Origin of the sequence: Pseudomonas cremoricolorata DSM 17059 = NBRC 16634 (assembly GCF_000425745.1) — a bacterium.
GTDB classification, from domain to species: domain Bacteria; phylum Pseudomonadota; class Gammaproteobacteria; order Pseudomonadales; family Pseudomonadaceae; genus Aquipseudomonas; species Aquipseudomonas cremoricolorata.
Window position 1 is genome coordinate 90278 of record NZ_AUEA01000001.1, and the last position, 24733, is coordinate 115010.

Below are 24733 nucleotides of genomic sequence, written 5' to 3' on the forward strand. Positions count from 1 at the left end.
GCGGGACTCCAGTGAAAACAGAGGGTCGGTCAGAACGGCAGTTGCAGTTCGGGGGCAACCCGGAGCAACTGCGTGCGGAAAATACGCTGAATACGTTGCAGTTCGGCCTGATCATCGGCCTCGAAGCGCAGCACCAGCACCGGCGTGGTATTGGAGGCGCGCACCAGGCCCCAGCCGCGGGGGTAGTCGACGCGTACGCCATCGACGGTGGTCAAGTCGGCATCGCCCCATTCGGCATCGCGATTCAGCGCTGCAATGATGCTGAATTTACCTTCGTCGGTCACATCAATGTTGATTTCCGGTGTGGAAATATCATCCGGGAAGGCGGCGAACACCGACTCGGCGTCCGCGTCGCTGCGGCTGAGGATCTCCAGCAGGCGCGCGCCGACGTAGATGCCATCATCGAAGCCGTACCAGCGCTCCTGAATGAAAAGATGGCCGCTCATCTCGCCGGCCAGCAGGGCCCCGGTTTCCCTGATTTTCTTCTTCATCAACGAATGGCCGGTCTTCCACATCAGGCTGGTGCCGCCGTGCGCGGCGATCAGCGCCGGCAGGCGGCGGGTGCACTTGGCGTCGAACAGCACCAGGGCGCCGGGGTTTCGCGCCAGCACGTCCTGGGCGAACAGCATCAGCAGGCGGTCTGGGTAGATGATGGTGCCGGCGTTGGTGACCACCCCGACCCGGTCGGCATCGCCATCGAAAGCCAGGCCCAGGTCGGCGCCGGTTTCCTGCACCTTGGCGATCAGTGCCTGTAGATTCGCCGGCTTGCCCGGGTCAGGGTGATGATTGGGGAAGTTGCCGTCGACCTCGCAGAACAGCGGCACGACTTCACAGCCCAGTGCCCCGATCAACTGGGGCGCCACCACGCCGCCGACGCCATTGCCGCAATCGACCACTACCTTGAGCGGCCGGGCCAGGCGAATGTCGGCCAGAATGCGCTGCTGGTAGCGCTGGAGGATATCGAGCCGCTCGACCTGGCCCTGGCCGCGGCTGAGGCGGCCCTCGTTGAGCCGCGCCAGCAGGCCGAGAATCTGCTCGTTGGCCAAGGTGTCGCCGGCGATGATGACCTTGAAACCGTTGTAGTCCGGCGGGTTGTGGCTGCCGGTGAGCATCACTGCCGAGCGTCCCGGCAAGGTATGCGCGGCGTAGTACAAGGCCGGCGTCGGTAGCATGCCGACGTCACTGACCTGGCAGCCGGCGTCCACCAGACCCTCGATCAGGCGCGCGACCAGCGACGGGCCGGACAGACGCCCGTCGCGACCCACGGCCACCTGCGCCTCGCCCTGGGCCAGGCTTTCGGCGCCGATGGCGCGGCCGATCCAGTAGGCAGCATCGGCGTCCAGGGTTTTTCCGACCACGCCACGGATGTCGTAAGCGCGGAAGATGCTCGCCGGCAGCGTAGGAACCTGTTCGTCCATGCAAGGTGCCTCTGGGTCTGGAGAGGTGCCCAACCTGTGGGTCACAGTAGTTCTTGGCGTTAAAGGTTCACTGGCTGCCGGAGTGACCGAAGCCACCTTCGCCACGCTGCGAGGCGTCGAAGTGCTCGACGATCTCGAACTGCGCCTGCACCACCGGCACCAGCACCAACTGCGCGATGCGCTCGCCTACGGTGATGGTGAACGACGTGCTGCCACGGTTCCAGCACGACACCATCAACTCGCCCTGGTAATCGGAGTCGATCAACCCGACCAGGTTGCCAAGCACGATGCCGTGCTTATGCCCCAGGCCTGAGCGCGGCAAGATCAGCGCCGCCAGCCCCGGGTCGGCGACATGGATCGACAGGCCAGTGGGAATCAGCACGGTCTGGCCCGGTTCGAGCACGGTGTCGTGTTGCAGCAGGGCGCGCAGGTCGAGGCCTGCCGAGCCTGGGGTGGCGTACTGCGGGAGGGGGAATTGGCTGCCCAGACGAGGGTCGAGGATCTTGGCTTGAAGAGCGTGCATCTGACTTATTGAACCTGATTGAGACGTTCGGCGATGAAGCTGACCAGTTGCCGGGCGATCTTGCCCTTGCTGGTCTGCGCGAAGAGGGTTTGCTGCTGCTGGCGGTCGATCACCGTCAAGGCGTTTTCCTCGCTGTTGAAGCCAATGCTGGGGTTGGCCACGTCATTGGCGACGATCAGGTCGAGGTTCTTGTCCTTGAGCTTGCGCGTGGCGTAGTCGAGCAGGTGCTCGGTTTCGGCGGCGAAGCCCACGCTGAACGGACGGTCGTGACGGCCAGCGAGGGTGGCAAGGATATCCGGATTGCGCACCATCTGCAGCAGCATGCCGTCACCGGTCGTGGGATCTTTCTTCAGCTTCTGCGAGGCAACGACTTCTGGGCGGTAGTCTGCAACCGCCGCCGAGGCGATCAACAGATCACAGGGCATGGCCGCTTCGCAGGCGGCGAGCATGTCTCGCGCGCTGACCACGTCGATTCGCGTCACCCGGTCGGGCGTTGGCAAGTGCACCGGGCCGGTCACGAGGGTCACCCGAGCCCCGGCCTCGGCGGCCGCTTCGGCCAGGGCGAAGCCCATCTTCCCGGAGCTATGATTGGTGATGTAGCGCACCGGATCGATGTTTTCCTGGGTCGGACCTGCGGTGATCAGCACGTGCTTGCCGGTCAGCGACTGGCGCTTGAAGCTCTCGGCCGCGCACCAGGCCAGGTCGCTGGCTTCGAGCATGCGGCCCAGGCCGACGTCGCCGCAGGCCTGGCTGCCCGAGGCCGGGCCGAATACCTGAATACCGCGCTGTTGCAGCAGTTGCAGGTTGGCCTGGGTGGCCGGGTCGCGCCACATGGCCTGGTTCATCGCTGGCGCGACGGCGACAGTGGCATCGGTCGCCAACACCAGGGTGGTCAGCAGATCATCGGCCATGCCCTGGGCCAGGCGTGCCATGAGGTCGGCGGTGGCCGGGGCGATGAGCACCAGGTCGGCCCATTTGGCCAGTTCGATATGGCCCATGGCGGCTTCGGCGGCCGGGTCGAGCAGATCCAGGTGTACCGGGTGTCCGGACAGCGCCTGCAAGGTCAGCGGGGTGATGAACTCGGCACCGCCACGGGTCATGACGACGCGCACCTGCGCGCCATGTTCCAGGAGCCGGCGAATCAGCTCGGCGCTTTTGTAGGCGGCAATACCGCCTCCTACGCCGAGCACGATGCGCTTGCGATACAGCCGCTGCATAGAAAGGCCTTTTTCCAGAGAGAGCGTGCGGCGACGAACCTGCCTGCGGCGGATCGTCGCATCTACGGGACGAACTAGGTTAACACAGCGCCCAAATGCGCCGCAGTACCACACAAGGAGCGTCGATGAACATCAGGGAATGGCCTTTGGCCGAACGGCCACGGGAAAAGTTGCTCGAGCAAGGTGCTGCCGGCCTGTCGGATGCCGAGCTGTTGGCCGTGTTGCTCGGCTCGGGCGTGCGCGGGCGTAACGTGGTCGATCTGGCCCGCGGGCTGCTTGCCCGCTTCGGTGGTCTGCGGCAGGTGCTGGAGGCCGACAAGGCGACGTTTCTCGGCGAAGCGGGGCTGGGGCCGGTGCGTTATGCGCAGTTGCAGGCCCTGTTGGAAATCGGCAGGCGTCATCTGGCCGAGTCCATCGCCCGCGAGCCGGCGCTGGAGTCGCCGCAGCAGGTCAGGCGTTACCTGAAGGCAATGATGCGCCATGAAGCCAGCGAGGTCTTCGCCTGCCTGTTCCTGGACAGCCGGCATCGGCCGCTGGCCTTCGAAGTGCTGTTTCGCGGCACCATCGACCGTGCCAGTGTGTTCCCGCGCGAAGTGGTGCGACGGGCACTGGCGCGCAACGCCGCTGCGGCGATCCTGTGTCATAACCATCCTTCAGGGGTGTGTGAGCCCAGTCCCGACGACCTGCACCTGACCCTTACCCTCAAGACCGCGCTGAAGCTGGTGGACGTGCGCGTGCTCGATCACATCATCGTCGGCGACGGCGAGCCGTTGTCGATGGTCGAGCACGGTTGGTTCAGCGCCTGAGGCCGATCAGCGCGGCGCCGAGGTGCCGGCGAAGTCCAGGCGTCCGAACGGGCTCACCTGATACCCCTCGACACCCTTGCGCAGCAACGTCGAGGCGGTGGGGTGGGCCAGTGGCAGCCACAGCGCCTGCTGCTGGATCAGGGTCTGCGCCTGCTGGTACAGGCGGCTGCGCACGCTCTGGTCGGCGGTGGTGCGCCCGGCGGTGATCAACTGGTCCAGGCGCGGGTCGCAGAAGCGGGCGAAGTTGGTGCCCGACTGCACCGCGGCGCAGGAAAACTGCGGGGTGAGGAAGTTGTCCGGGTCACCATTGTCACCGGCCCAGCCCATGAACAGCAGGTCGTGCTCGCCGGTCTTGGCGCGGCGGATCAGCTCGCCCCATTCGATCACGCGGATTTCAGCCTTGATGCCGATCTTCTTCAGGTCGGCCTGAAGCATTTGTGCGCCCAGGCTGGGGTTGGGGTTGAGCAGGCTGCCGGACGGACGCGTCCAGATGGTGGTGCTGAAGCCATCCGCCAGGCCCGCCTTGGCCATCAGCGCCTTGGCCTTGTCCACGTCGGTCGGGTAGCCGGGCAGATTCTTGGCATAGCCCCAGGTGGTCGGCGGGTACGGGCCATTGGCGGCAGTGCCGGTGTTCTCGAACACCGCTTGCAGGTAACTGTTCTTGTCGAAGGCCAGGTTGATCGCCTGGCGCACCTCGGGTTTGTCCAGCGGCGGGTGCTGGCTGTTGATGGCGACGAAGGCGGTCATGAACGCAGGCGTGCTGGCGACCTGCAGGGTGTCATCCTGCTTGGCTTCGGCGATGTCCAGCGGCTTGGGTGAAAGCGCCACCTGGCACTCGTTGCGCTTGAGCTTTTGCAAGCGCACGGTGGCGTCCGGGGTGATCGAGTAGATCAGCGGGTCGACTGCCGGTTTGCCGGCGAAGTAGTCGGGGTTGGCGCGGTAGCGTACCAGGGCGTCTTTCTGGAAACGCTGGAAGACGAACGGCCCGGTGCCGATCGGCTGGCTGTTGAGCTTGTCCTGGGCGCCGGCCTTGAGCAGTTTGTCGGCATATTCGGCGGAATAGATCGACGCGAAGCCCATGCTCAAGGTCGCCAGGAAGGTGGCGTCCGGGTGGTCGAGGGTGAAGCGTACGGTGTCTGGGGTGGGCGCCTCGATCGACTTGATCAGGCTGGCCAGTTGCAGCGACTGGGCATGCGGGTAGCCACCGGGTGCGCTTTTGTACCACGCGTGGGCCGGGTAGAGCATGCGCTGGAAGCTGAACAGTACGTCGTCGGTCTGTAGCTCGCGGGTGGGCTTGAAGTAGGCCGTGCTGTGGAACTTCACCCCTTTGCGCAAGGTGAAATCGTAGGTCAGGCCATCGGCCGAAACTTTCCACTGTTCGGCCAGGCTGGGAATCACCTTGCCCTGCGCCGCGTCGAATTCGACCAGGCGGTTCATCAGCACGTCGGCCGAGGCATTGGTGGTGGTCAGCGAGTTGTACTGAACCACATCGAAGCCTTCAGGGCTGGCCTCGGTGCACACCACCAGCGGCGCGGCCTGGGCAAGGCCCGCGGCGAACAGGGAAGACAACGCGAAGCAAAGGGTGGCGGCACGCATGTGGGCTCCTCGGTAGGATCAGATAGCCATCTGCCGGTGCAGTCTGGAAAAGACCACCACACTAGTGGCGACGTTTCCAAATGACCACCGCTGTGACGATAAATTCGTCGACAAACGGTCGACACCCCTGCGCCCCTGTCGCTATGCTGGTCGGCCGCGTATGGCCTGAGCTTCCTGCGCATAATCTGTTGTTGCGAAGAACTCTTTCTGGTATAAAGCAGCGCTCTTTTCTAGGGGCTCGGCCTGCCGTGCAAACGGACCCGGTCGTGTAAGACCCCTGAAATACGGCGCCTGGCGCCAAGACTGAGAGATTAAGCGGCCAACCCATGCCGGGTTGGGCATGTGGTTTTAGAGGGCTGAGGCATGTCGAGAGTCTGTCAAGTTACCGGTAAGGGTCCGGTAACCGGGAACAACATTTCCCACGCAAACAACAAAACCCGTCGTCGTTTCCTGCCGAACCTGCAGCACCACCGTTTCTGGGTTGAGTCCGAGAAGCGTTTCGTGCGTCTGCGCGTTTCCGCCAAGGGCATGCGTATCATCGACAAGCGCGGCATCGATGCCGTTCTGGTCGACATTCGCCGCGCTGGCAACAAGGTTTAAGGAGAGCATCATGCGTGAATTGATCCGTCTGGTATCGAGCGCTGGCACTGGCCACTTCTATACCACCGACAAGAACAAGCGTACTACCCCGGACAAAATCGAGATCAAGAAATACGATCCGGTTGTTCGCAAGCACGTGACCTACAAGGAAGCCAAGATCAAGTAATTGATCTAGCGACCCGAAAAAACCCGCGTCCGAAAGGAGGCGGGTTTTTTTTGCTTCTACGCAGCAAGAAGTGGATTACTCCAGGTCTCGTCACTCGCGTTCCGCAGGCGCGATCCACACCCTATGGGGGTTTGCGTGGCGAGCGACGTAGATATTGACGATGATGCCGTCCTTGACTTCATATTCAACTTCGCAGAAGCGCGCTTCGCGTGTTGGCCTGAGCTTCTCGACTCGCGAGATACCAGTCATTTCCTGAATGTAGGCCACGACGCTGGGGACGAAAGACGTACCCACCAGATGTTTAACGTCGCCAATGCTTTCTTTGCACGGTTGCATGATCTTTCCTCGTTGGTCACCCTTTATTGGGTCGTACAAAGGTGACGCGGGTGAGCCGAGAAAAAACGGTAGATAGTGCTGCCATGTTGCACCAAGGCAGTGCTGACCTGCATTGGAAACCGTCCGAACTCCAGGCCGCACTGCTGCTTGCAAGGCCATGATTGCCGGACGGTAAGCTGGCCGCTACTTGGACTCGAACAGCGCGTAAATCTTGCGGCACGGCTCGAGCACTTCCCAAGTGCCCTTGAACCCTGCCGGAATCACGAAGCGATCACCCGCACGCAAGGTCTTGGCTTCGCCTGCCTCATCGCGCAACACCGAAACGCCTTGAACGATTTCGCAGTATTCGTGCTCGGTGTAATGCACTTGCCATTGGCCTACGGCACCCTCCCACACGCCTGCAGCGAACTGACCGCACGGGCTGGCGTAGTGGTTGTAGATCAACTGATCGGGCTCGCCCTTGATGATCTTCTGCGCGGCGGGTCGGTAGCTTTCGGCCTCGGTAAGCGCCTGGGCGAAGTCTATGATGGTGGCAATACTCATGATTAACCCCTTTGACCGTTTAATAAAATGAACATAGAAGGGCTTTTCTGGCTTTAATGTCAAATATATTGATAGTCTGACCGCCCTGGTTTAGGGTGTCGCAGCCCGTGTGCATAGCGTACCCGGCCAGTATTTCAGACAACGCCGAGAAGTCCTCGGTGCGGCGTTGCACCTACACAAGAGGAGGAGTTTGGTATGACTACCCTGACGCGTGCGGATTGGGAACAACGTGCACAACAGCTGAAGATCGAAGGCCGCGCCTTCATCAATGGCGAGTATACCCACGCCAGTTCCGCCCAGACCTTCGATTGCCTCAGCCCAGTGGACGGTCGCTTCCTCGCCAAAGTCGCCAGCTGTGACCTGGCCGATGCCAACCTGGCGGTGGAAAACGCCCGTGCCACCTTCGCCTCCGGCGTCTGGTCGGCGCTGGCGCCGGCCAAGCGCAAGGCTCGCCTGATTCGCTTCGCCGAGCTGATGCGTGCGAATGTCGAGGAGCTGGCATTGCTGGAAACCCTCGACATGGGCAAGCCGATCGGCGATTCCTCCAGCATCGACATACCCGGTGCGGCCAATGCCATCCAGTGGACTGCCGAGGCCATCGACAAGGTCTACGACGAAGTCGCACCGACCCCGCACGACCAACTGGGCCTGGTGACCCGCGAGCCGGTCGGAGTGGTCGCGGCCATCGTGCCGTGGAACTTCCCGTTGCTGATGGCCTGCTGGAAACTCGGCCCGGCGTTGGCGACCGGTAACTCGGTGGTGCTCAAGCCGTCGGAAAAATCCCCGCTGACGGCCATCCGGATCGCGCAACTGGCAGTCGAGGCTGGCATTCCTGCCGGTGTGCTCAACGTGCTGCCCGGTTACGGCCACACCGTGGGCAAGGCGCTGGCCCTGCACATGGACGTCGATACCCTGGTGTTCACCGGCTCCAGCCGCATCGCCAAGCAGTTGATGATCTACGCGGGCGAATCGAACATGAAGCGCGTGTGGCTCGAGGCAGGCGGCAAGAGCCCGAACATCGTCTTCGCCGATGCGCCTGACTTGGAAGCCGCCGCGCAGGCCGCCGCCAGCGCCATCGCCTTCAACCAGGGCGAAGTGTGCACCGCAGGTTCGCGTCTGCTGGTGGAGCGCTCGATCCGCGACCAGTTCCTGCCGCGTGTAGTCGAGGCGCTCAAGGCCTGGAAGCCAGGCAATCCGCTGGACCCTGCGACCACCGTTGGTGCGCTGGTCGACACTCAGCAGATGAACACGGTGCTGTCGTACATCGAGGCCGGCCATCAGGACGGCGCCACGCTGCTCACTGGCGGCAAGCGCATCCTGGAAGAGACCGGCGGCACCTATGTCGAGCCGACCATCTTCGACGGCGTTACCAACGCCATGAAGATCGCCCAGGAAGAGATCTTCGGCCCGGTGTTGTCGGTGATCACCTTCGACAGTGCCGAGGAAGCGATTGCCATTGCCAACGACACGCCGTATGGCCTGGCGGCAGGCATCTGGACGGCAGACATCTCCAAGGCGCACAAGACCGCCCGCGCGGTGCGCGCCGGCAGCGTCTGGGTCAACCAGTACGACGGCGGTGACATGACCGCGCCGTTCGGCGGCTTCAAACAGTCGGGCAACGGCCGTGACAAGTCGCTGCACGCGCTTGAGAAGTACACCGAGCTGAAGGCCACCTGGGTCAAGCTGTAACCGCCGCGGACGGCGTCCGCCATCAGCAGCCGGGTCGACGCAGGTCGACCCGGCTGCTTCGTTTCTGCCATTGATCATGCCGGGCCGGGGAGGGCTGCATGCGTTGGGGTACTTATTTCGCCGTGCTTGCGGCGGTGCTCAGTGTCGGCCTGGCGCTGGGCGTGAGCATGCCGTTGGTGTCGCTGCGCCTGGAGCAGCAAGGCTACGGTGGCTTCGCCATTGGCGTAATGGCGGCGATGCCGGCGCTGGGGGTGTTGCTGGGCGCGAGCCTGTCCAGCCGTCTGGCGGGCTGGCTTGGCGTGCCGGCGGCCATGCGCGTGTGCCTGTGGAGCGGGGCACTGTCGATCGGGCTGTTGGCGGTGCTGCACAGTTATCCGCTGTGGCTGGGCCTGCGGCTGTTGATTGGCATGGCCCTGACCGTGGTGTTCATCCTCGGCGAAAGCTGGATCAACCAACTGGTGGTCGAGCAGTGGCGCGGCCGCCTGGTGGCGCTGTATGGCAGCAGCTATGCCCTGAGCCAACTGGCCGGCCCGCTGTTGCTGGGTGTGCTCGGCACGGACGACGATTTCGGCTTCTGGGCAGCTACCGGCCTGTTGCTGATCGCGCCCCTGGTACTGATTGGCCGTGGCGGTGCGCCCAGCACCGAAGCGTGCAGCGTCAGCCTGATGGACCTGGTGGGGTTCTGTCGTCGCCTGCCGGTGATCGCCTGGGCGATTGCGTTGTTCGCCGCCTTCGAGGCGATGATTCTGACGCTGCTGCCGGTGTATTGCCTGCAACAGGGCTTCACCGCGGAAGTGGCGCTGTTCATGGTCAGTACCGTGGTGGTCGGCGATGCCGTGCTGCAGTTGCCCATCGGTGCGCTGGCTGACCGCGTCTCGCGGCGCCTGTTGTTCACCGCCTGTGCGCTGAGCTTGCTGGTGTCCAGCCTGGCCATTCCGTTTCTGCTGCACACGCCGCTGGTGTGGCCGTTGTGGGTGCTGTTCGGTGCCAGCGCAGGCGGGTTGTTCACCTTGTCGCTGGTGCTGATCGGCGAGCGCTACCGGGATGATGCGCTGGTGCGGGCCAATGCTCACGTGGCGCAGCTGTGGGGCATCGGCTGCCTGCTCGGGCCGCTGCTGGCCGGGGCTGGCAGCCAGTGGGTGAGCGGTCACGCGCTGCTATGGCTGATGGCTGCGGGTGCCGCCGGACTGGTATGGCTGACCCAGCGCCGCGGTGCCTTCGAGCCGGCCGCGGCCTGAGGTGCCCGCTCAGAGCATGCGTTCCAGGCCCACCGCCTTTGCCACCCAGGCGTTGAAACGCCGCCACAGGCCGCCTGGCTCGTGCTCCAGCGTGTGCAGTTGGCCGTTGTCTTCGGTGATCCACACCAGTTTGTCGCCCTGCAAGGTCGGCCTGTAGCTGACCGCAGGGGCCATACCCTGCAAGGCCAGTTCGCGGGTGTAGGCGGCAAGCTTGGGGCTGTCGACCAGAATGCCCACTTCGGTGTTCCACAGCACCGAGCGCGGGTCGAAGTTGAACGAGCCGACGAAGGTCTTCTTGCCGTCGAACACCATGGCTTTGCTGTGCAGGCTCGAATCGGAACTGCCACGGAAATTCAGGCCACGGGTCGAGCTGGGGTCGCCCGGCTGGCGGCGCAGCTCGAACAACTGCACGCCATGCTCGAGCAGGGCGCGGCGGTAGGGCGCATAGCCGCCGTGCACGGCTGGCACGTCGGTGGCCTCCAGCGAGTTGGTCAGCAGTTTTACCGTCACCCCGGCATCGGCGCGCCCGGTGAGGTAGAGCAAGCCGGTCTCGCCAGGGACGAAATAGGCTGAGACCAGAATCAGCTCGTGCTCGACGTGCTTGAGGTCTGGGGCCAGTTGCCGGGTCATGAGCAACTGCGGATCTGGCTCGTTCTTGGCCAGCACCTTGCTCGGCGCGTCCCACAACGCTTGCGCATGGGCCCAGATCAGTTCATTGCGCCATTTGTCCAGGCGCGGCTTGCGCTGCCATTCCATCAGCCGGTCGTATAGCACGTGACGCTTGGTGCGCGCGTCGCCCAGCCAGGCGTCCAGGCTGCGGCGGCTGGCCACAAGGTCGCGGGCATCGGGTTGCTGCCAGAGAAAATCGCCGATTGGCCGGCTCAGGGCGCTGTTCCAGTACTGGTCGAAGCTGTGCCCCAGCTGCTCGGCGACGGGGCCGACGCTGAGCATGTCGATGTCGGTGAAATTGAGGTTGGGCTCGGCATCGAAGTACTCATCGCCCAGATTGCGACCGCCGACGATGGCCATGCTGTTGTCCACCAGGAACAGCTTGTTGTGCATGCGCCGGTGTTGCAGCGACAGGTTGAACAGGCGCCCGGCGGCGCGGGTCACGCCGGTGCTGCGGCCCAGGTGCAGCGGGTTGAACAGGCGAATCTGAATGTTCGGGTGCGCCGCCAGGGTGCCGATCAGCGTGTCCAGGCCGTCGCTGGTGGTGTCGTCGAGCAGCACGCGCACGCGCACGCCACGGTCGGCGGCCTGGAGCAGCTCATGCACCAGTGCGCGGGTGCTGAGGCCGTCGTGGACGATGTAGTACTGCAGGTCGATGCTGGTCTGGGCATGGCGCAGCAGCTCGGCGCGGGCGTGGAAGGCTTCGGTGCTGTTGGGCAGCAGGCGAAAGCCCGATCGCCCCTCGTGCTCGGCCGCCTGGTGCTGGACCGAGCGGCCGAACGCCGACTGTTCGGCCGGTAGCGTGTGGCTGATCTCGCGCGGAGGACTGACGCTGGCACAGCCGCCGAGGCCAAGCAGCAGGGCCAGCAGAAGAGGCAAAGCGCGCTGGAGGTTCAAGAAATGGATCGTCCTGTACGGGAGGCTGCAGGTATGACCCTTCCTTGAGGGACAAAGTTACCTGCGCACGTTACGCCGGGTTGGCCTGCTCGGCCAGCAGGCGCTGTGCGCTTTCACCGACCGTGCGCACCGCCGCCTCGATCTGCGCCGAGGGCCGGCCCGCGTAGTTCATGCGCAGGCAGTGCCGGTACTTGCCTGAGGCCGAGAAGATACTGCCCACGGCAATCTGTACCCCTTGTTCGAGCAAGATGCGGTTCAGGCGCAGGGTATCGAAGCTTTCCGGCAGTTCCACCCACAGCACGAAACCGCCCTGCGGGCGGCTGACCCGGGTACCGGGCGGAAAGTAGCGCGCCACCCAGTCACTCATCACGTCGCGGCCGCGCTGGTACTGGCTACGCATGCGCCGCAGGTGCGGCTGGTAGTGACCGCCGGCGATGAAGTCGGCAATCGCCAGTTGCGGTTGTACGGCGGTGCTGCCGGTGCCGATGAACTTCATGTGCAGCACCCGCTCCAGATAGCGCCCTGGCGCCACCCAGCCGACCCGCAGCCCCGGGGCCAGGGTTTTGGAGAACGAGCTGCACAGCAGCACCCGGCCGTCATCGTCGAAGGACTTGAGGGTGCGTGGCCGCGGGTAGGTGTAGGCCAGATCGCCATACACATCGTCTTCAAGAATCGCCACGTCGAAACGCTGCGCCAGGTTCAGCAGAGCCTTCTTGCGCGCCTCGGGCATGATGTAGCCCAGCGGATTGTTGCAGTTGGGGGTGATCTGAATCAGCTTGATCGGCCACTGTTCCAAGGCCAGTTCCAGGGCCTCCAGGCTGATTCCGGTGAGCGGGTCGGTGGGGATTTCCAGCGCCTTCATGCCCAGACCCTTGAGGGTCTGCATGGCCCCGTGGAAGCTCGGCGAGTCGACCGCGACGATGTCGCCCGGCTCGCACACGGCGCGGATGCTGCACGACAGCGCTTCGTGGCAGCCGGTGGTGACCACGAGGTCGGCAGGCCCCAGCTGGCAGCCTGAGTCGAGCATCAGCCGGGCGATCTGTTCGCGCAGGTGCAGGTTGCCCTGGATGGTGTCGTAATACAGGCCAGGCATGTCCTGGCGCCGGCTCAGCTGCGCCAGGCTGCGCAGCAGCGGCTTGAGGGTCGGGGTGTCGACATCGGGCATGCCACGGCCGAGCTGGATGACCTCGGGGCTGGGGGTACTGCGCACCAGCTCGAGTACTTGCTCCCACTGCGAGATATCCACAGGCCGCTGCACGGGGCGGCTGATCGCCGGCAGGGCAGGCTGGCTGCGGCCTTCGTTGACGAAGTAGCCCGACTTGGCCCGCGGCGAGACCAGACCGTTGTCTTCGAGCAGGCGATACGCCTGCTGTACGGTGCTCAGGCTGACGCCGTGCTCGACGCTCAACGAGCGCACCGAAGGCAGGCGCTGGCCGGGCCGGTACAGGCCTTGCTCGATCCGCGCGCCGAGCAATTGGGCAAGATTCATGTACAGCGTCATCCCATACTCCCGCAGCTCTAGCTGCTTACGACCGGTACAGATCGGGCAAAAATACAGCATTCATGGCCGTTTCGGGCATTTCTGTATGGTTTTAATAAAGATTGTTTGCGTCTGTATTGAGCATCCACGGCTGCGCGATGCTGTGTTCACGGTTCAGTGAGCAGGAGACACGGCAATGAATGGAGTGAGCGATACCGGTGCAGCGACCCAGCAGCGTGCCAAGACGCCCCAGGCGGGCCAGCCGACGGCTGTCGGCCTGGGCCGCTACGGATACCTGGTTCAGCGCTGGAGAACCCGGCGAGCGCTGCTGGCCCTGAGCGATCAGCACCTGCGCGACATTGGCTTGAGCCGCGAGCAGGCCATCGCCGAAGGTTCGAAACCGTTCTGGAAGGCCTGATCAGACCAGCTCTTTGAGTCGATGCCAGAGCATGCCCATGGCCAACAGCGGAGAGCGCAGGTATTTACCGCCGGGGAAGGTCATGTGCGGGACCTTGGCGAACAGGTCGAAGCGGCCGCTGGCCTGGCCGCTGATGGCTTCGCCGAGCAGGCGTCCGGCCAGGTGCGTGGCGTTGACGCCATGGCCTGAATAAGCCTGGGCGTAATAGACGTTGGGCTGGCTGGCGAGCCGGCCGATCTGGGGCAGGCGGTTGGCGCCGATGCCGATCATGCCGCCCCATTGATAGTCGATGCGCACGTCGGCCAGGTGCGGGAAGACCTTAAGCATCTTCGGCCGCATGTACCCGGCGATGTCCTGCGGGTCGCGCCCGGAGTAGTGGCAGGCGCCGCCGAACAGCAGGCGGTTGTCGGCAGACAGTCGGTAGTAATCGAGGGCGACGCGCTGGTCGCACACTGCCATGTTGCGCGGCAGCAACTGCCTGGCGCGCTCGGCGCCGAGCGGCTCGGTGGCGATGATGTAGCTGCCGGCCGGCAGCACCTTGCCACCGAGTTCTGCATTCAGGCCATTGAGGTAGGCATTGCAGCACAGCACCAGGGTGTCGGCCTGGACCTTGCCCGTTGCCGTGTGCACCGCCACCTGCGGCCCGTAGTCGATGCGCGTGACCGCAGACTGCTCGTGCAACTGCACGCCCAGGCGCTGCGCCAGTGCGGCTTCGCCCAGCGCCAGATTGAGCGGGTGCAGGTGGCCCGAGCCCATGTCGATCAGGCCGCCGACGTAACGCTCGCTGCCCACCACGCTGTGCATGTCGGCCTTGGCCACCAGTTTCAGTTCATGCGGATAGCCCAGGCTGCGCAGGTGCTCGGCCTCTTCGGCGAACCCGTCCAGCTCGCCGGGTTTGTTCGCCAGGTCGCAGTAACCCCAGGTCAAGTCGCAGGCGATGGCATTGCCCTCGATCCGTTGCCGAACGATATCCACCGCCTCCAGGCCCATCAGTTGCAGGCTGCGCACGCCGTCTTCGCCAATCACCGAGCGAAATTGCTCGAGGCCATGGCCAACCCCGCGAATCAGCTGTCCGCCGTTGCGCCCGCTGGCGCCCCAACCGATTTGCTGCGCTTCCAGGACAATCACCGAAAGCCCGCGCTGGGCCAGTTCGATGGCGGTGTTCAGCCCCGAGAACCCCCCGCCGACGACGCATACATCGGCTCGCTGCGTGCCTTGCAAGGCGGGCAATGTGAGCGAGGCGTTGCGGCTGGCAGCGTAATAAGAGGCGGTATGCGACATGAGCGAATCCTGGCGTGGGCGCGAGCAGGCGAGGATAAGCGCTGGTTTCCGGGCCGGGCAAGCGCGGGTCTCGGTGATTGGGCCAGCGCTGCGGTTTGCCTTACACTGCGCGGCCCTTCTTACAACCTGCTGGGCACATGTCTGATAACCGCCACAAGATCCACTTCCTGCGTGAACTGATCCCAAGCTTCGAATGCGAGCCCGGCTGTCACGATTGCTGTGGGCCGGTGACCACATCTGCCGAAGAAATGGCCTGCCTGCCGCGCACTTCGGCGGCGCAACAGGCCGCAGCGCTGGAGCGCCTCGACTGCGTGCACCTGGGGCCGCAGGGCTGCACGGTCTACGCCGACCGACCGCTGATCTGCCGCCTGTTCGGCACCACGCCGCGCATGGCCTGCCCACGGGGGCGAGGGCCGGCGACCCCGATCGAGCCCGAGGCCGAGCACCTGGTGCATCAGTTCATCGCCACGACTCGGCAAGTGCTGGTCTGAACGCCAGCGAGCTTCAGTCGGGAATCGGCAGGCACAGGCTCTCTTTGACTTCTTCCATGACGATGTAGCTTTTCGACTCACGCACGTGCGGCAGCTTGAGCAGGATGTCGCCGAGTAGCTTGCGGTAGGAGGCCATCTCGGAAATCCGCGCCTTCACCAGGTAGTCGAAATCACCCGAAACCAAATGGCATTCCAGCACATGCGGCAGCTTGAGCACGGCGCGGCGGAATTCTTCGAAGGTGTCGCCGGATTTGTAGTCCAGGCCGATTTCCACGAACACCAGCAGGCTACCCTTCAAGTGCTGCGGATTGAGCCGCGCGTTGTAGCCCATGATGATGCCTTCGCGTTCCAGGCGGCGAACGCGCTCGGTGCACGGGGTGGTTGAAAGGCCGACCTTTTCCCCCAGCTCGGTGAACGAGATACGTCCGTCATTCTGCAGGATACGCAGGATATTGCGGTCGATCTTGTCCAGTTCGCGCTTGCTTTGATGCTGGGTTCTCATAGGGGATGCCCCTCCGTGAAAGGCCAAAGTGCCGAGAATTGTCGCCAAATATAGGCTTTTATATAGTGAAAAGCACTGAGCGGTAGTTTTTATACTGCGGCCATTCGATACATCTCAACAAACGCCCGCGGCTGGCCGCGCGAGAGGGAGCGACAATGCGAGTTCTGGTATTGGGTGGCGGTGTCATTGGAACCGTCAGCGCTTACTACCTGGCCCGACAAGGTTTTCAAGTGACGGTGGTCGACCGCCAGCCTGCGGTGGCCATGGAAACCAGCTTTGCCAATGCCGGCCAGATCTCGCCGGGCTACGCCTCGCCGTGGGCTGCCCCGGGTGTACCGCTCAAGGCCATCAAATGGCTGCTCGAGCGCCACGCGCCGCTGGCGATCAAGCTCACCGGTGATATCGACCAGTACCTGTGGATGGCGCAGATGCTGCGCAACTGCACGGCCAATCGCTATGCGGTGAACAAGGAGCGCATGGTGCGCTTGTCCGAGTACAGCCGTGACTGCCTCGACGAGCTGCGCGCCGAAACCGGCATCGCCTATGAAAGCCGCACGCTGGGCACCACGCAGTTGTTCCGCACCCAGGCGCAGGTCGATGCCGCGGCCAAGGACATCGCCGTGCTCGAGCAGTCCGGCGTGCCCTACGAACTGCTCGACCGCGACGCCATTGCCCGCGTCGAGCCGGCGCTGGCCGGGGCCAAGCACCTGCTCGCCGGTGCCCTGCGCCTGCCCAACGACCAGACCGGCGACTGCCAACTGTTCACCACGCGTCTGGCCGACATGGCCGCCGAGCTGGGTGTGGAGTTTCGGTTCGGTCAGGATATTCAGCGCCTCCATGCCAATGGTGATCGCCTCGAGGGCGTGTGGATCGACGGCAAGCTGGAAACTGCCGACCGTTACGTGCTGGCCCTGGGCAGCTACTCGCCGCAACTGCTCAAGCCGCTGGGCATCAAGGCCCCGGTGTACCCGCTCAAGGGCTACTCGTTGACCGTGCCGATCACCGATCCGGGCATGGCGCCAACCTCGACCATTCTCGATGAAACCTACAAGGTCGCCATTACCCGATTCGACAACCGCATTCGTGTCGGCGGCATGGCGGAGATCGCCGGCTTCGACCTCAGCCTCAACCCGCGTCGGCGCGAAACGCTGGAGATGATCGTCAATGATCTCTATCCTCGCGGCGGCGATCTGCGCCAGGCGGAGTTCTGGACCGGTCTGCGCCCGGCCACACCCGATGGCACGCCGATCGTCGGTGCCACGCGCCTGAGCAACCTGTTCCTCAATACCGGGCATGGCACCTTGGGCTGGACCATGGCCTGTGGCTCGGGACGCCTGCTGGCCGATCTGATCGCGCGCAAGACGCCGCAGATCAGCGCTGCCGGGCTGGACATCTCGCGCTATGGCAATGTCCAGGACGTGGCCCGCCACGGCCACCCGGCGCCGGCTCACCGCTAGACGCTGCGGGCGGCGTAGCGTCCAGGTTGTCCGCCGCGCCTCTGACGCGCGGCGTTTTCACTTTCTCAACGAACTGCCAGAAGGCTGTAGTCATGCGTCCTGCCCGTGCCCTCATCGATCTCCAGGCCCTGCGCCACAACTACCGCCTGGCCCGTGAGCTGTCCGGCGCCAAGGCGCTGGCGGTGATCAAGGCCGATGCCTACGGACATGGTGCCGTGCGCTGCGCGCTGGCCCTGGAGCCTGAGGCCGATGGCTTCGCCGTGGCCTGCATCGAAGAGGCGCTGGAACTGCGTGCTGCCGGCATCAAGGCGCCGGTGTTGCTGCTGGAAGGTTTTTTCGAGGCCAGCGAACTGGCGCTGATCGCTGAGCATGACCTGTGGTGCGTGGTGCATTCGCCGTGGCAGCTGCAAGCAATCGAGCAGACGCCGCTGCACAAGACGCTGAAGGTCTGGCTCAAGCTCGACACCGGCATGCACCGCGCAGGCCTGCACCCCGATGAATACCAGAACGCTTATCAGCGCCTGCTGGCCAGCGGCAAGGTGGCCCGCGTGGTGCTGATGAGCCACTTCGCCCGCGCCGACGAACTCGACGCCAGCACCACCGAGCGCCAGCTGGCGGTGTTCCTGGCTGCCCGCGAGGGGTTGGCGGCAGAATGCAGCCTGCGCAACTCACCGGCGCTGCTGGGCTGGCCGCAGATCCCTAGTGACTGGGTCCGCCCAGGCATCATGCTCTACGGCGCGACCCCGTTCGACGTGGCGCAGGCCCAAGCCTCACGCTTGCAGCCGGTGATGACCCTGCAATCGCGGCTGATCAGTGTGCGCGAACTGCCGGCCGGCGAGCCGGTGGGTTATGGCGGCCTGTACACCACCGCGCGGACCTCGCGGGTCGGCGTGGTCGCCATGGGCTACGCCGATGGCTATCCGCGTCAGGCACCCACCGGTACGCCAGTGGTGGTTGCCGGGCAGCGCACCCAGCTGATCGGCCGGGTGTCGATGGACATGCTCTGTGTCGATCTCACAGACGTGCCGCAGGCCGTGGTCGGCAGCCCGGTGGAGCTGTGGGGCAAGCAGGTGCTGGCCAGTGACGTCGCCGCCCAGGCAGGCACCATTCCTTACCAGATCTTCTGCAACCTCAAGCGCGTGCCGCTGGAGTACGTGGACGCCTGAGCCCGAACGGCCCGACCCTTGAGTGTTGTAAATTCTGAACGCGGTTGCCATCATATCGGCCACATTCCCCCCGCGACCGTTTCAGGAGGCTCAGCTTTGGACGTCGGCGAACGACTGCAGGCCATCCGTAAGCTCAAGGGCCTGTCCCAGCGTGAACTGGCCAAGCGCGCAGGGGTGACCAACAGCACCATTTCGATGATCGAGAAGAACAGCGTCAGCCCCTCGATCAGTTCGTTGCGCAAGGTGCTAAGTGGCATTCCCATGTCGATGGTCGAGTTCTTTTCCGTGGAACTTGAAACCGCAGGCACGACCCAGATCGTCTACAAGGCCGATGAACTCATCGACATCTCCGACGGCGCGGTGACCATGAAGCTGGTCGGCAAGTCGCACCCCAACCGCGCCATCGCCTTTCTCAACGAGGTGTATCCGCCCGGTGCCGACACCGGGGTCGAAATGCTCACCCACGATGGCGAGGAAACCGGCATCCTCCTCGAAGGCCAGCTGGAGCTGGTGGTGGGCAACGAAACGTTCATCCTCGAAGCCGGCGACAGCTACTACTTCGAAAGCACCCGCCCGCACCGTTTTCGCAACCCGTTCGACAAGCCCGCACGGCTGATCAGCGCCGCTACCCCCTCGAATTTTTGATCTGGCGCAGGCAAATGTCTCGGCAATACCCCTTTCCAATGTGGGGTCGTTCCGCAGGGTAGGCCTTCCCGATATACTTTTTGCCGCCCGCGTAAACCGTGGCCGTGGGCGTGATCAGCCACCATGAGGGTGTAAGCGTGAACCAGATCAACCAGTGGCTGGCCCTGCCAGCAGCTCTTTTCGCCCTGTGGGCGCTCAACGCCCAGGCAGCGACCAGCGACGACATCGCCAAGCGCCTGGCACCGGTCGGCCAGGTGTGTATCCAGGGCCAGGAGTGCAAGGGCATGGCAGTGGCCGTCAGCGCCAGTGGCGGGGCGGCGAAGAACGTCGACGATGTCATCGCCAAGCATTGCAACGCCTGCCATGCCACCGGCCTGCTGGGGGCGCCGAAGGTGGGTGACACGGCCGCCTGGAAAGAGCGTGCCGACCACCAGGGCGGCCTCGACGGCATCCTCGCCAAGGCCATCACCGGCATCAACGCCATGCCGCCCAAAGGCACCTGCGCCGACTGCTCCGACGACGACCTGAAACAGGCCATCAAGAAGATGTCCGGGCTGTAAGCGGTGTATCCAGTGGCACGGCCCTGACGCCGTGCAGCGATGCAGCAAAACTCTTCCGGCACCGGTCCAACGTCCGCACCCTCGGACGTTGACGGAGGCCACGATGGCCCGGCATTGCTCTCTCGATCAGGCGGTAGACCAGGTGCTGGCGCAATTGCCGGCGCATATTCACATGGGCATGCCGCTGGGCCTGGGCAAGCCCAATGCCTTCGTCAATGCGCTGTACGCGCGCATCCGCGACCTGCCCGAACGCCGCCTGACCCTGTACACCGCACTGAGCCTCGGCCGCCCGCCGCTGGGCGATGGCTTGCAGCGGCGCTTTCTCGAACCCTTCGTCGAGCGGGTGTTCGCCGACTACGAAGAGCTGCAGTACCTCGCCGACCTGCGGAGCGACAGCCTGCCGCCGAACATCCGCGTCGAGCAGTTCTTCATGCAGCCCGGCAGCCTGCTGCACAGCGCGGCGGCCCAGCAGGACTACGTCAGCAGCAACTACAGCCATGCCGCGCGTGACATCAACGCCAAGGGCCTGAACCTGATCGCGCAGCTGGTGGCGGCGACCCCCGAGCGGCCCGGGCAACTGAGCCTGGCCTGCAACCCGGACATCACCCTCGACCTGTTGCCGATGATCGCCCGGCGCCGCGAAGCCGGCGAGACCATTCTGGTGCTCGGCCAGGTGCATGAAGAGCTGCCTTACATGCCCGGCGATGCCGAACTCGGCGAGGCGCAGTTCGACCTGCTGATCGACACCCCCGAGCGGCGCCGACTGTTCTCCACACCGAACATGCCGGTGACCACCCAGGACCACTGCATCGGCCTGCACGTTAGTGCGCTGGTGCGCGATGGCGGCACCTTGCAGATCGGCATCGGTGCGATGGGCGATGCCGTGGCTTCGGCGCTGCTGGCCCGGCATCGCGACAATGCCGGCTACCGCAGCCTGCTCGAGGCGCTGGATCTGAGCCCCTGGCAGCGTCTGGTGGCGGGCGAGGGCGGCTTGGAGGCGTTCGAGCAGGGCTTGTATGGCTGCAGCGAAATGTTCGTTAACGGGCTGCTGGCGCTGGTCGAAGCCGGGGTCATCCGCCGCCCGGCCGACGAGCACGGGGTGCTGGTGCATGGCGGGTTTTTCCTCGGCCCACGCAGCTTCTACCAACGCCTGCGCGAGATGCCGCTGGCGCAGCGCAGCCAGTTCGCCATGACCGCCATCAGCTACATCAACGAACTGTATGGCGATGAGCCGCGCAAGCGCCGCGAGCGCCAGGATGCGCGCTTCGTCAACACGGTGTTCGCCTGTACCTTGCTCGGCGCGGCGGTGGCCGACCAACTGGAAGATGGCCGGGTGCTGAGCGGCGTCGGTGGGCAGTACAACTTCGTCGCCCAGGCCCATGCGCTGGACGGCGGACGCTCGATTCTGCTGTTGCGCAGCTGGCGTGAGGCGGCGGGGAAAGTCAGCTCGAACCTGTACTGGGAATATGGGCACTGCACCATTCCCCGGCACCTGCGCGACATCGTGGTGACCGAGTACGGCATCGCCGACCTGCGCGGGCAGAGCGACAGCGAAGTGATCGCCCGCCTGCTGGCAGTGTGCGACTCGCGCTTCCAGCCCGAGCTGATGGCCCAGGCGAAAAAGGCCGGCAAGCTGGCCGAGGACTTCGAACTGGCGCCGCGCTTCACCGACAACACACCCGAGCGCCTGGAAGCGCTACGCGCCGAACACCCAGCGTTCTTCCCCGAATACCCGCTGGGCAGCGACTTTACCGACGAAGAACGTGACCTGGTGCGTGCACTGGACTGGCTCAAGCGCAAATTCAAGCTCAGCGAGGCGCTGGAGCTGGGCAAGGCCGCGCTGGACGCACCTGAGCCTGAAGCCTACCCGCGGCACCTGCAGCGCATGCAACTGCACGCGCCGGATGGGCTCAAGGAAGAGCTGTACCAGCGCCTGCTGTTGGCGGCGTTGCAGGCGACCGTTCATAGCGGGTGATGGGTGCTGATCCATCTCAGGCAATCGAAGCCGCTTGGTGGAACCGGGTGGCTTTCCTTGGGTGCGCTTCGCACGCCTTCGTGAGTGAACCGCAGCGGCGGACCGTTCGCTCTTACAGGCGCTGCGGTTCAGCCGCGAGCAGGCCCAGCACCAATACAAAGACCTCAGATAAAGCTGACCACACCACCTTCCAGCGACTTGACCCGGGCCAGGGATTCAACGCGGTAGCCCTGGCTGTCCAGTTCGGCGCGGCCGCCCTGGAACGACTTCTCGATGACGATGCCGATGCCGGCCACGGTTGCGCCGGCCTGCTTGATGATCGAGATCAGCGCCTGCGAAGCCTTGCCGTTGGCTAGGAAGTCGTCGATCACCAGCACGCGGTCGCTGCTGCTCAGGTGGCGCGGCGAGATCGCCACGGTGTTTTCGGTCTGCTTGGTGAACGAGTACACCGAGGCGGTCAGCAGGTTCTCGGTCAGGGTCAGCGACTGGTGCTTGCGGGCGAAGATCACCGGCACGCCCAGGCGCAGGCCGGTCATCACCGCAGGGGCGATGCCGGAGGCCTCGATGGTGACGATCTTGGTGATGCCGGCATCGGCGAACAGACGGGCGAACTCGTCACCGATCAACTGCATCAGCGCAGGGTCGATCTGGTGGTTGAGAAACGCATCGACCTTGAGAACCTGATCGGAAAGCACGATGCCTTCTTCGCGAATCTTCTGCTGCAGTGCTTGCACGGTGGTGTCCTCGATGTAACGAAAAGGGCCCCGGCCCACATGGCCGGTGCACAGTTAAAGGGTAAGGGCTGCTCAGCGTTTGAGCATGGCCCGGATGTCGGCCAGCGCGTTGTTGCCGCGCGCTGCCTTGACTTCGACCGGGGCGTCGTCCAGGCCTTCCCAGGCCAGGTCGTCGGGTGGCAGTTCGTCGAGGAAGCGGCTCGGCGTGCAGTCGATGATTTCCCCGTACTGCTTGCGCTTGGCGGCGAAGGTGAACGCCAGGGTCTGCCGCGCTCGGGTGATGCCGACGTAGGCCAGGCGCCGCTCTTCCTCGATGGTGTCGGCCTCGATGCTCGAGCGGTGCGGGAGGATTTCCTCTTCCATGCCCATGATGAACACGTAGGGAAATTCCAGGCCCTTGGAGGCGTGCAGGGTCATCAGCTGTACGCCTTCGGCGTTGTCTTCTTCTTCCTGCTGGCGCTCGAGCATGTCGCGCAGCACCAGCTTGCCGATGGCGTCTTCGATGGTCATGTCACCCTCTTCGTCTTTCTCGAGGGTGTTCTTCAGCGCATCGATGAGGAACCACACGTTGCTGATGCGAAAATCGGCGGCCTTGTCGCTGGCGGTGTTCTGGCGAATCCAGTTCTCGTAGTCGATGTCGCGGACCATTTCGTGCAGGGCCGCGATCGGGTCGTCCAGGGCGACCTTGTGGCGCACGCCGTCGAGCCAGTGCTTGAAGCGTTGCAGGCGCTCGGTGTAGCGCGCATCGAGGTGCTCGCCCAGGCCCATTTCCTCGCTGGCGGCATACATCGACACACCACGCTCGGTGGCATAGTTGCCGAGTTTTTCCAGGGTGGTCGAGCCTATTTCCCGGCGCGGCACGTTGATCACCCGCAGGTAGGCGTTGTCGTCGTCCGGGTTGACCAGCAGGCGCAGGTAGGCCATGAGGTCTTTGACTTCCTGGCGGCCGAAGAAGCTGTTGCCGCCCGACAGGCGATACGGTACCTGGTGATGCTGCAGCTTCAGCTCGATCAGCTTGGCCTGGTAGTTGCCCCGGTAGAGGATGGCGAAATCGCTGTACGGGCGGTCGGTGCGCAGGTGCAGGGTGAGGATTTCCATGGCCACGCGTTCGGCCTCGGTGTCCTCGTTCTTGCAGCGGATCACGCGGATCTCGTCGCCCACGCCCATCTCGCTCCACAGTTGCTTTTCGAAGGCATGGGGGTTGTTGGCGATGAGCACGTTGGCGCAGCGCAGAATGCGGCTGGTGGAGCGGTAGTTCTGCTCGAGCATGACCACCTTGAGCGAGGGGTAGTCGTCCTTGAGCAGCATCAGGTTTTCCGGTCGCGCGCCGCGCCAGGCGTAGATCGACTGGTCGTCGTCACCGACCACGGTGAACTGGTTGCGCATGCCGATGAGCATCTTCACCAGCAGGTACTGGCTGGCGTTGGTGTCCTGGTATTCGTCCACCAGCAGGTAGCGCACGCGGTTCTGCCAGCGCTCCAGCACATCGGCGTGCTCTTCGAACAGCTTGACCGGCAGCAGGATGAGGTCGTCGAAGTCCACCGCGTTGTATGCCCTGAGCGTGCGCTGGTAGTGGGTATAGACGATGGCTGCGGTCTGCTCGCGCGGGTTGCGGGCTTTCTCCAGGGCTTCGGCGGGCAGGATCAGGTCGTTCTTCCACGAACCGATCATGTTCTTGACCTCGTCGAGGCCGTCGTCGCCGGAGTATTCCTTTTGCATGATGTCCGACAGCAAGGCCTTGATGTCGGTCTCGTCGAAGATCGAGAACCCCGGCTTGTAACCCAGCCGCGCGTGTTCCTTGCGGATGATGTTCAGACCCAGGTTGTGGAAGGTGCACACCGTCAGGCCGCGGCCTTCGCCGGGCCGCAACAGGGTCGCGACACGCTCTTTCATCTCGCGCGCGGCCTTGTTGGTGAAGGTCATGGCGACGATGTACTGGGCGCGGATGCCGCAGTTCTGGATCAGGTGAGCAATCTTGCGTGTGATCACGCTGGTCTTGCCCGAGCCGGCACCGGCGAGCACCAGGAGAGGGCCGCCGACGTAATCGCAGGCTTCCTGTTGCCGGGGGTTGAGTCGGGACATGCGGGGAAACCGGGGGTGGCCAGAAAATAGCCGCGCATTCTATCAGGCCTGCAAGGCTTGTGGCGCGACCGTCCGCCGCGAAGTCCGAGGTAAATCACATTTGCCGAAGCAGGACGGTTGGCGCAGGATGCACGACAAAATGTGTCGTGCTATAAGGCACTTTGCCTCTATTCAGGTGAGAATCATTTCCACTTGTGGGGTAGCATACCGCCGTCCACCGCCATGGTCTTCATGCCTAAGGAGC

At 64.2% G+C, this 24733-nt stretch carries 24 protein-coding genes; 12 read left to right on the forward strand and 12 right to left on the reverse strand.

Translation table 11 applies throughout. The features are described from left to right. Positions 1–29 precede the first annotated feature (29 nt). From H618_RS0100430 to coaBC, 3 genes are all read right to left on the reverse strand, one after another. Positions 30–1418, reverse strand: coding sequence for a phosphomannomutase/phosphoglucomutase (locus H618_RS0100430; RefSeq protein WP_028693175.1), 1389 nt, complete (start codon positions 1416–1418; stop codon positions 30–32). A gap of 67 nt (positions 1419–1485) precedes the next feature. Beyond that, positions 1486–1941 (reverse strand): dUTP diphosphatase, encoded by a 456-nt coding sequence (gene dut / locus H618_RS0100435; protein ID WP_028693176.1) that lies wholly within the window; start codon positions 1939–1941, stop codon positions 1486–1488. A gap of 5 nt (positions 1942–1946) precedes the next feature. After that, a complete protein-coding gene (gene coaBC / locus H618_RS0100440) occupies positions 1947–3158 on the reverse strand; it encodes a bifunctional phosphopantothenoylcysteine decarboxylase/phosphopantothenate--cysteine ligase CoaBC (protein ID WP_028693177.1) in 1212 nt (403 codons plus the stop codon). A 125-nt stretch (positions 3159–3283) separates the two neighbouring features. On the opposite strand from coaBC, the gene radC reads away from it, so the two are divergent. After that, the gene (gene radC, locus H618_RS0100445) at positions 3284–3964 is read left to right on the forward strand and encodes a RadC family protein (RefSeq protein WP_028693178.1); all 681 of its coding nucleotides are present in this window, start codon (positions 3284–3286) and stop codon (positions 3962–3964) included. A 6-nt stretch (positions 3965–3970) separates the two neighbouring features. Here the strand turns inward: radC and H618_RS0100450 are convergent, their stop codons facing one another. Beyond that, complete coding sequence (locus H618_RS0100450; protein WP_028693179.1) at positions 3971–5560, reverse strand: ABC transporter substrate-binding protein; 1590 nt, start codon at positions 5558–5560, stop codon at positions 3971–3973. A 363-nt stretch (positions 5561–5923) separates the two neighbouring features. On the opposite strand from H618_RS0100450, the gene rpmB reads away from it, so the two are divergent. Beyond that, positions 5924–6160 (forward strand): 50S ribosomal protein L28, encoded by a 237-nt coding sequence (rpmB, locus tag H618_RS0100455; protein WP_028693180.1) that lies wholly within the window; start codon positions 5924–5926, stop codon positions 6158–6160. Positions 6161–6170: 10 nt separating this feature from the next. Continuing rightward, the gene (rpmG, locus tag H618_RS0100460; RefSeq protein WP_021702025.1) at positions 6171–6326 is read left to right on the forward strand and encodes a 50S ribosomal protein L33; all 156 of its coding nucleotides are present in this window, start codon (positions 6171–6173) and stop codon (positions 6324–6326) included. 90 nt (positions 6327–6416) lie between these two features. On the opposite strand, the gene H618_RS0100465 is transcribed toward rpmG, so the two are convergent. Then, positions 6417–6662, reverse strand: a complete 246-nt coding sequence (locus tag H618_RS0100465) for a hypothetical protein (protein WP_028693181.1) — start codon at positions 6660–6662, stop codon at positions 6417–6419. Between the two features lie 183 nt (positions 6663–6845). After that, positions 6846–7205: a cupin domain-containing protein gene (locus H618_RS0100470; protein WP_028693182.1), complete on the reverse strand. Its 360-nt coding sequence runs from the start codon at positions 7203–7205 to the stop codon at positions 6846–6848. 195 nt (positions 7206–7400) lie between these two features. Here H618_RS0100470 and H618_RS0100475 point away from each other — a divergent pair, with 195 nt between their 5' ends. Beyond that, positions 7401–8894, forward strand: a complete 1494-nt coding sequence (locus H618_RS0100475; protein WP_028693183.1) for an aldehyde dehydrogenase — start codon at positions 7401–7403, stop codon at positions 8892–8894. Between the two features lie 98 nt (positions 8895–8992). Next, complete coding sequence (locus H618_RS0100480) at positions 8993–10132, forward strand: MFS transporter (RefSeq protein ID WP_028693184.1); 1140 nt, start codon at positions 8993–8995, stop codon at positions 10130–10132. 9 nt (positions 10133–10141) lie between these two features. On the opposite strand, the gene H618_RS0100485 is transcribed toward H618_RS0100480, so the two are convergent. Both H618_RS0100485 and H618_RS0100490 read right to left on the reverse strand, forming a co-directional pair. Continuing rightward, complete coding sequence (locus H618_RS0100485; protein ID WP_028693185.1) at positions 10142–11698, reverse strand: phospholipase D family protein; 1557 nt, start codon at positions 11696–11698, stop codon at positions 10142–10144. A 70-nt stretch (positions 11699–11768) separates the two neighbouring features. Then, on the reverse strand, positions 11769–13199 hold the full coding sequence (locus H618_RS0100490) for an aminotransferase-like domain-containing protein (protein ID WP_161628440.1): 1431 nt from the start codon (positions 13197–13199) through the stop codon (positions 11769–11771). Positions 13200–13374: 175 nt separating this feature from the next. Here H618_RS0100490 and H618_RS0100495 point away from each other — a divergent pair, with 175 nt between their 5' ends. Beyond that, positions 13375–13596 (forward strand): DUF1127 domain-containing protein, encoded by a 222-nt coding sequence (locus tag H618_RS0100495; protein ID WP_028693187.1) that lies wholly within the window; start codon positions 13375–13377, stop codon positions 13594–13596. Here the strand turns inward: H618_RS0100495 and H618_RS0100500 are convergent, their stop codons facing one another. Then, positions 13597–14877 (reverse strand): NAD(P)/FAD-dependent oxidoreductase, encoded by a 1281-nt coding sequence (locus tag H618_RS0100500; RefSeq protein WP_028693188.1) that lies wholly within the window; start codon positions 14875–14877, stop codon positions 13597–13599. 137 nt (positions 14878–15014) lie between these two features. On the opposite strand from H618_RS0100500, the gene H618_RS0100505 reads away from it, so the two are divergent. Continuing rightward, positions 15015–15368 carry a YkgJ family cysteine cluster protein gene (locus tag H618_RS0100505; protein ID WP_028693189.1) on the forward strand — a complete coding sequence of 118 codons (354 nt, stop codon included), beginning with the start codon at positions 15015–15017 and terminating at the stop codon, positions 15366–15368. 13 nt (positions 15369–15381) lie between these two features. On the opposite strand, the gene H618_RS0100510 is transcribed toward H618_RS0100505, so the two are convergent. After that, positions 15382–15870, reverse strand: coding sequence for an Lrp/AsnC ligand binding domain-containing protein (locus tag H618_RS0100510; protein WP_028693190.1), 489 nt, complete (start codon positions 15868–15870; stop codon positions 15382–15384). 155 nt (positions 15871–16025) lie between these two features. On the opposite strand from H618_RS0100510, the gene dadA reads away from it, so the two are divergent. From dadA to H618_RS0100535, 5 genes are all read left to right on the forward strand, one after another. Then, positions 16026–17327 (forward strand): D-amino acid dehydrogenase, encoded by a 1302-nt coding sequence (gene dadA / locus H618_RS0100515; protein WP_028693191.1) that lies wholly within the window; start codon positions 16026–16028, stop codon positions 17325–17327. 92 nt (positions 17328–17419) lie between these two features. After that, a complete protein-coding gene (alr, locus tag H618_RS0100520) occupies positions 17420–18493 on the forward strand; it encodes an alanine racemase (RefSeq protein WP_028693192.1) in 1074 nt (357 codons plus the stop codon). Between the two features lie 96 nt (positions 18494–18589). Further along, positions 18590–19138, forward strand: a complete 549-nt coding sequence (locus H618_RS0100525) for a cupin domain-containing protein (RefSeq protein WP_028693193.1) — start codon at positions 18590–18592, stop codon at positions 19136–19138. A gap of 137 nt (positions 19139–19275) precedes the next feature. Continuing rightward, complete coding sequence (locus H618_RS0100530) at positions 19276–19698, forward strand: c-type cytochrome (protein WP_028693194.1); 423 nt, start codon at positions 19276–19278, stop codon at positions 19696–19698. A 103-nt stretch (positions 19699–19801) separates the two neighbouring features. Further along, complete coding sequence (locus H618_RS0100535) at positions 19802–21673, forward strand: acetyl-CoA hydrolase/transferase C-terminal domain-containing protein (protein ID WP_033727330.1); 1872 nt, start codon at positions 19802–19804, stop codon at positions 21671–21673. Positions 21674–21837: 164 nt separating this feature from the next. Here the strand turns inward: H618_RS0100535 and H618_RS0100540 are convergent, their stop codons facing one another. Continuing rightward, on the reverse strand, positions 21838–22407 hold the full coding sequence (locus tag H618_RS0100540; protein WP_028693196.1) for a xanthine phosphoribosyltransferase: 570 nt from the start codon (positions 22405–22407) through the stop codon (positions 21838–21840). Between the two features lie 72 nt (positions 22408–22479). Beyond that, positions 22480–24489 carry a DNA helicase Rep gene (gene rep, locus H618_RS0100545; protein ID WP_028693197.1) on the reverse strand — a complete coding sequence of 670 codons (2010 nt, stop codon included), beginning with the start codon at positions 24487–24489 and terminating at the stop codon, positions 22480–22482. Positions 24490–24733 lie beyond the last annotated feature (244 nt).